The organism is Actinomadura geliboluensis, from assembly GCF_005889745.1.
In the GTDB taxonomy this organism is placed as follows: Bacteria; Actinomycetota; Actinomycetes; order Streptosporangiales; family Streptosporangiaceae; genus Spirillospora; species Spirillospora geliboluensis.
This window is the reverse complement of sequence record NZ_VCKZ01000533.1, coordinates 1-5,521: the sequence shown is the minus strand read 5'-3', so window position 1 is coordinate 5,521 and position 5,521 is coordinate 1. Positions and strand designations below refer to the sequence as shown.

Sequence of the window (5,521 nt, the reverse complement as noted above, 5' to 3'; positions counted from 1 at the left end):
TCTCGGTCTTGGGCGGTCATTTCGGGGCTCCTTCAGGTTTCGGGAATCAGCGCGGGGCGCCGGGGGTTGCGCAGGGAACTATACCCCCCTAGGGTAAGCGACCGCTGGATATATACCCCCTAGGGGTAGAAGGAGGAGTCATGTCCGGACGTTCCGCACCGCCCGCCGCGCGCCGCTGGTGGGCGCTGGCGCTGATCGCGGCCGCTCAGTTCATGGTGATCATGGACACGTCGATCATCGGGGTGGCGCTGCCCCGCATCCAGGCGGATCTCGGGTTCTCGCAGGAGAACCTGTCCTGGGTGTTCAACGCCTATGTCGTCGCGTTCGGCGGCCTGCTGCTGCTCGGCGGCCGGCTGTCGGACCTGTTCGGCGCCCGCCGGCTGTTCTCCACCGGGTGGGTCGTCCTGCTCGCCGGGTCCGCCATGGCGGGCGCCGCCGGGAACGTCGGTGTGGAGCTGGCCGGACGCGCCGTCCAGGGCGTCGGCGCCGCGCTCATCGCGCCCGCCGCGCTGACGCTGCTGATGATGCTGTTCGGCTCCGAGCCGCGCGAGCTGACCAAGGCGCTGTCCCTGTACGGGGCGGCGGCACCGGCCGGCGGCACCGCGGGCGTGTTCCTCGGGGGCGTCATCACCGAGTACCTGTCCTGGCCCTGGGTCTTCTACATCAACATCCCCATCGCCCTGATCGCGCTGGCCGCCGCGCCCGCGCTGATGCCCGGCGGCGGGGGCGGCGCCCGCGGTCGGGTGGACGTGCTCGGCGCGCTGACCGTCACCGCGGGGCTGGGCGGCCTCGTCTTCGGCGTCGTCCGCGCGCCCGAGGTCGGCTGGAACGCGTTCGAGACCTGGGCGGTGCTGGCCGCCGGGCTGGTGCTGCTCGGGGTGTTCCTGGCGCTGCAGGCGTACCGCCGCGCCCCGCTGATGCCGCTGTCGATCTTCCGCGCGCCGAACCTGGCCGCCGCCAACCTCGCGCAGTTGCTGCTCGGCGGCGCGTGGATCCCCATGTGGTTCTTCCTGAACCTGTACCTGCAGCAGGTGCTCGGCTACAGCGCCTTCCCGTCGGGCGCGGCGCTCGTGCCCATGACCGCGCTGATCATGCTCGGGATGATCGTCCTGGCACCGCGGGTCATGGGGCGCCTCGGCGCCAAGGGCGCCATCGTCACCGGGCTGCTGGTGCTGGCCGCCGGGATGGGCTGGCTGTCGCTGATCCGCCCGGACGGGAACTACTGGGTGGACGTCCTGCCGGCCTCGCTGGTCGCCGCGCTCGGGATGTCGCTGGCGTTCATCCCCTCGCTCGGCACCGCGCTGTCGGCGGCCCGTCCGGAGGAGGGCGGGCTCGCGTCCGGCATCGTCAACACCGGCTACCAGGTCGGCTCGGCGCTCGGCCTGGCGGCCATGACCGCCATCGCCGCCGCCTCCGGCGCGGACCGGCTCGGGGACCTGCCCGCGCTCACCGACGGGTTCTCCGCCGCCTTCACCGGCGCCGCGCTCATCGCGCTCGCCGGCGCGGGACTCGCCGCCGTCACCCTCCGGACCCCCCGTCCGGACGCCGCGGGCGCGGCCGCGCCGCAGGCGGAGGGCGAGAAGACCGCCGGCCGCTGACATGGCCTGCGCGAAACGCGCGACGGCACGTTCACCGCACCCGGTGCGGGGAACGTGCCGTCGTCGTGCCGGACGGTCAGCTGTAGAAGTAGCGGGACGAGCGCGTCACGGTCGTCCCCCGCTCGCCCCAGTAGGTCTTGATGTCGGCGCGGTAGTAGGTGTCCTCGTAAGCGGTGGCGAGGCTGCGGCAGGTGCTGCCCGAGTTGCCGTAGTAGTTGTTGTAGTCCGTCCAGGACGGGCTGGGGCCCGACCGGCTGATCGGGACGAGCGTCACCTGCACCCAGCGGGCGCCGTCGGTGTTGTACGCCTGGGCGCAGAACTGGTCGCCGCCGTCGTTGTAGGAGACGGTGCCGTCGCCGACCGAGACCGGCCCGAAGGAGTTGGCCAGCGCCGGCTGCGCGACCGCGATGCTCGCCGCCGCGATGCCGAGGCCCACCACGGCCGTCTTCATCAGTGTCTTCATCGTGCCCCTTCCACCCGGGCGCGAGATGATCGCGCCGCTCGGTGTTGATCTTCGGTCGGCGGATCCGCCGGTGGAAGGGGCCTTCGCCATTGTTCGCCGGGCCGTCACGCCAAGTTCGATCTTGGTCGTGGCGCGGGGGCGTGGCGGCCGGCGCGCAAGGAACGCACGGCGAACGCAACATCAACAATGGGGCGGAGCCGCCCGGAGGAGCTCACGTGCTCAGGCCGGCCGCGCGGCGCATGGCGGTGCGGGCGCGGGCCGGCGCCGAGGCGTCCTCCAGCAGCTGGATCTCCTGGTTGGCGGCCATGGCCAGGCCGGCGATCACCGTGGCGACCTCCTCGGCGGGACGGTGCGGGCCGGGCAGCCCGGCCTGGGCGGCGGCGATCTCCGCCGTCAGCGCCCGGCGCTGGGACGCGACGATCTCGCGCAGCCGGTCGCGCAGCGGTCCCGGCCGCCCGTCCAGTTCGGCCGAGGCGGCGGTGAGGAAGCAGCCGCCGGGGAACGGGCATTCGGCCAGGTAGCCGACCCAGCCGTCGATCAGCCGGCCCAGCCGCTCCGGACCGGGCGGCAGCTCCGTCAGGGGGGCGACGACCGCCGCGCGGAACACCTCGCCGGCCTGGTCGAGCGCGGCCATCTGCAGGCGGTCGCGGGAGCCGAACGGGCCGACCAGCCCCGCCTTGCTCATGCCGAGCCGCTGCGCGAGCGTGCCGAGGGTCAGCCCCTCCAGCCCCACCCGGGAGGCGTCCCGCATCGCGGCCCGCACGATCCGGTCGCGGGTCCGGGCCGCTTCGGCCGCCGAGCGTCGAGGAGACATGCCCCAAGACTAGCGAACGGTCGTACGCTATTTTGGCGTACGACCGCGCCAAATGACGAGAGGCCCGTCCGGCATGACCGATCTGCTCCAACTCGACGCCACCGCGCTCGCCCTCCTGGGCCACGATGTCGCCCTTGTCCCCGACTCCGCGATGGGCGAACCGACGCCCTGCGACGGATGGACGGTCGCCGACCTGCTCCGCCACATGAACGAGCGGCACGAGGCCATCGCCCGGACAGCGCTGCCGCCCGTCGAAGCGAGCGCGGACCCGCGCGACGACTTCGCCCGCATCGCCGCCCGCTGCCTCTCCGTGCTGGAGCGGGCCGGTGAGACCGTGGACCTGCCGCAGCGCGGCCCGACGCCGACCGAAATGGTCCTCGGCGTCCACACCGTCGACATGCTGGTCCACCGCTGGGACCTGGCGCGCGCATTGCGGACCGCGCCCGCCGTGCCGTCCCGCCTGGCCGAGGCGGCACTGCCGCTGGCCCGGGCCAACACCGCTCCGGGCAGCCCCCTCAACGGACCCGGCGGCGTCTACAGCCCACCGCTGGCCGAAGACCCGGCCCGTCCTGCGATCGACAACCTCGCCGCCCTCCTTGGCCGCGACCCGGACTGGACGCCGCCGGACGGGGTCAGCGGGTGATGGTGGCCGCGCGCAGGTGGCCGTCACCGGCGCCGAAGTAGACCACTCCATCCGTTACCACCGCGTTGGGGTCGCGGTCGTCCGCCAGCGTGACCTTGCCCAGGGAGGCGCCGTCAGCGGCCTTCAGGAGGTGCAGTTCGCCGGTCTTCGTGCCGACGTAGACCGTCCCGGACAAGAGAGTGGGTGACGAGGTCACCTGAGGAAGCTCACGGCGCCACAACACCGCGCCGGTCTTCGCGTTGAACGCGACCGCCTGCCCATCGTTCCCCTGGGTATCGGCGTTGCCGCTGATGTAGACGACCCCGTCGGAGACCGCGGGGCGCGACGAATCCGAGAAGTCGCCGAGGTCGGTGGGGGTGTTCCACAGGAGCGCACCGTTGCCGGGGTCGCGCGCCGAAACGGTGCCGTCCTCACCGAGCCCGTACAGGACGCCACCGATCACGATGAGCGATTCCGGACGGCTGTGGAGCTCGTCCGAGAAGGGAGCCTTCCACAGGCGCTTGCCTGTTTCGGCGTTCAGCGCGTGGAGTTGCGGAGCCGGCTCTTCGTAGGTGCTCGCGACGTAATAGACGACGTTCTCGTGGGTGGTCATCTTCCACACGACCCCGGCTTCGTGGCTCCACGCCATCTTGCCGGTGCCGGTGTCCAGCGCGTACACCAACGACTTCTTTTCATCGGACGTCCGGTGGAAGAAGTACATTCGCCGACCGGACAGCGCTTCGCCGAGCAGCAGCGTCCGGTCGGGGCGTTCCCACAGCCGGCGGCCGGAGGCGGCGTCCAGGGCGAACACGCGGCCGCTGTCGCTGTCGCGTGAGGAGTCGGCGTAGGCGCTGAGGTAGACCCTGTTCCCGGCGAAGAACAGGGAGTTGCCGCCGCCATAGGCCCGGTCGTGCGTCCAGCGGGCCTTGCCGGTGCGGGCGTCCACGGCGTGGATGACTCCGTCGCCGTCGCCGAAGTACAGCGTCCCGTCCTTGAGCACCGGCGGCCAGGCCGGCTCCCCGCTGTAGGACCACATCTGCTTCAGGACCGGCGGGCTGGGCTCGGCGGCGCGATCGGTGCGGCCGCCCCGGTCGGCGTCCGGCTCCCCGCCGGTGAGGAACAGCGTGGTGGCGACGGTGACGAGGACGGTGACGGCGGCGAGGCCCGTCAGGACACGTCCCCGCGTGAGCAGCCGCCGGGGAGAGGGTCCTGGGGGCTGGCCTTGGTATGGCGCCGTCACAACGGCGGTGGGCGCGGGAGTGGGCGCGGGAGGCGGCGCGGGGACCGTGCGGGTGATCTCGGTCGTCAGCGGTTCGGGCAGCCAGCCGGCTCCACCGGGCGGCCATGCGCGCGACGCCCGGCCCAGTTCCTCGACCAGAGCGGAGACGGTGGGACGCCGGGCGGGGTCCTTGTCCAGGCAGCGGGCCACGATGTCCGCCAAGCCGGGCGGCACACCGGTGAGGTCGGGGGCCGCGTGGACGACCCGGTAGTTCAACGCGTGGACGGAGCCGCCGCCGAACGGCCCGGCCCCGGTCGCCGCGTACGCCAGGACGGCGCCGAGGGAGAAGACGTCGCTCGCCGGGCCGACCTCGCCGCCCCGCAACTGCTCCGGGGACATGAAGCCCGGCGTGCCGACCATCGCCCCCGTCACCGTCAGGCGGGTGCCCTCGGACGCCAGCGCGATCCCGAAGTCGATCAGGCGCGGACCGTCCGCGGCCAGCAGCACGTTCGACGGCTTGAGGTCGCGGTGCACCACCCCGGCGGCGTGCACGCTCTCCAGTGCCTCCGCGAGCGCCGCGCCCAGGGATCGGACCGTCCCGTCCGGCAGCGCGCCGTGCGCGTCGACCGCGGCCTTCAGCGACAGTCCGGGCACGTACTCGGTGGCCAGCCACGGCGGCGTCCCGTCCGGGTCGGCGTCGACCACGGCGGCGGTGAAGAAGCCGCTCACGCGGCGGGCCGCCTCGACCTCCCGGACGAACCGGCGCCGGAACCCCGGGTCCTCCGCCAGCCCCGCCCGCACCACC

General features: G+C 73.2%; 5 protein-coding genes. 2 read left to right on the top strand and 3 right to left on the bottom strand.

Going from position 1 to position 5,521, the window contains the following annotated elements:
- Positions 1-140 precede the first annotated feature (140 nt).
- Positions 141-1,598 (top strand): MFS transporter, encoded by a 1,458-nt coding sequence (locus ETD96_RS40590; RefSeq protein ID WP_138641798.1) that lies wholly within the window; start codon positions 141-143, stop codon positions 1,596-1,598.
- Between the two features lie 76 nt (positions 1,599-1,674).
- Here the strand turns inward: ETD96_RS40590 and ETD96_RS40585 are convergent, their stop codons facing one another.
- Positions 1,675-2,061: a hypothetical protein gene (locus tag ETD96_RS40585; RefSeq protein WP_138641797.1), complete on the bottom strand. Its 387-nt coding sequence runs from the start codon at positions 2,059-2,061 to the stop codon at positions 1,675-1,677.
- A gap of 211 nt (positions 2,062-2,272) precedes the next feature.
- Positions 2,273-2,875, bottom strand: a complete 603-nt coding sequence (locus ETD96_RS40580) for a TetR/AcrR family transcriptional regulator (protein ID WP_138641796.1) — start codon at positions 2,873-2,875, stop codon at positions 2,273-2,275.
- Positions 2,876-2,948: 73 nt separating this feature from the next.
- Here ETD96_RS40580 and ETD96_RS40575 point away from each other — a divergent pair, with 73 nt between their 5' ends.
- Positions 2,949-3,518, top strand: coding sequence for a TIGR03086 family metal-binding protein (locus ETD96_RS40575; RefSeq protein ID WP_138641795.1), 570 nt, complete (start codon positions 2,949-2,951; stop codon positions 3,516-3,518).
- Here the strand turns inward: ETD96_RS40575 and ETD96_RS45450 are convergent.
- Positions 3,508-5,521 (bottom strand): outer membrane protein assembly factor BamB family protein (locus ETD96_RS45450; RefSeq protein ID WP_171069481.1); only part of this gene is annotated, 2,014 nt, incomplete at its 5' end. The genes ETD96_RS40575 and ETD96_RS45450 overlap by 11 nt on opposite strands.

What these genes read in the sequence shown, in the direction of transcription:
- ETD96_RS40590 (WP_138641798.1), top strand. Translation starts at nt 141, where the DNA reads ATGTCCGGACGTTCCGCACCGCCCGCCGCGCGCCGCTGGTGGGCGCTG.
- ETD96_RS40585 (WP_138641797.1), bottom strand. Translation starts at nt 2,061, where the DNA reads ATGAAGACACTGATGAAGACGGCCGTGGTGGGCCTCGGCATCGCGGCG.
- ETD96_RS40580 (WP_138641796.1), bottom strand. Translation starts at nt 2,875, where the DNA reads ATGTCTCCTCGACGCTCGGCGGCCGAAGCGGCCCGGACCCGCGACCGG.
- ETD96_RS40575 (WP_138641795.1), top strand. Translation starts at nt 2,949, where the DNA reads ATGACCGATCTGCTCCAACTCGACGCCACCGCGCTCGCCCTCCTGGGC.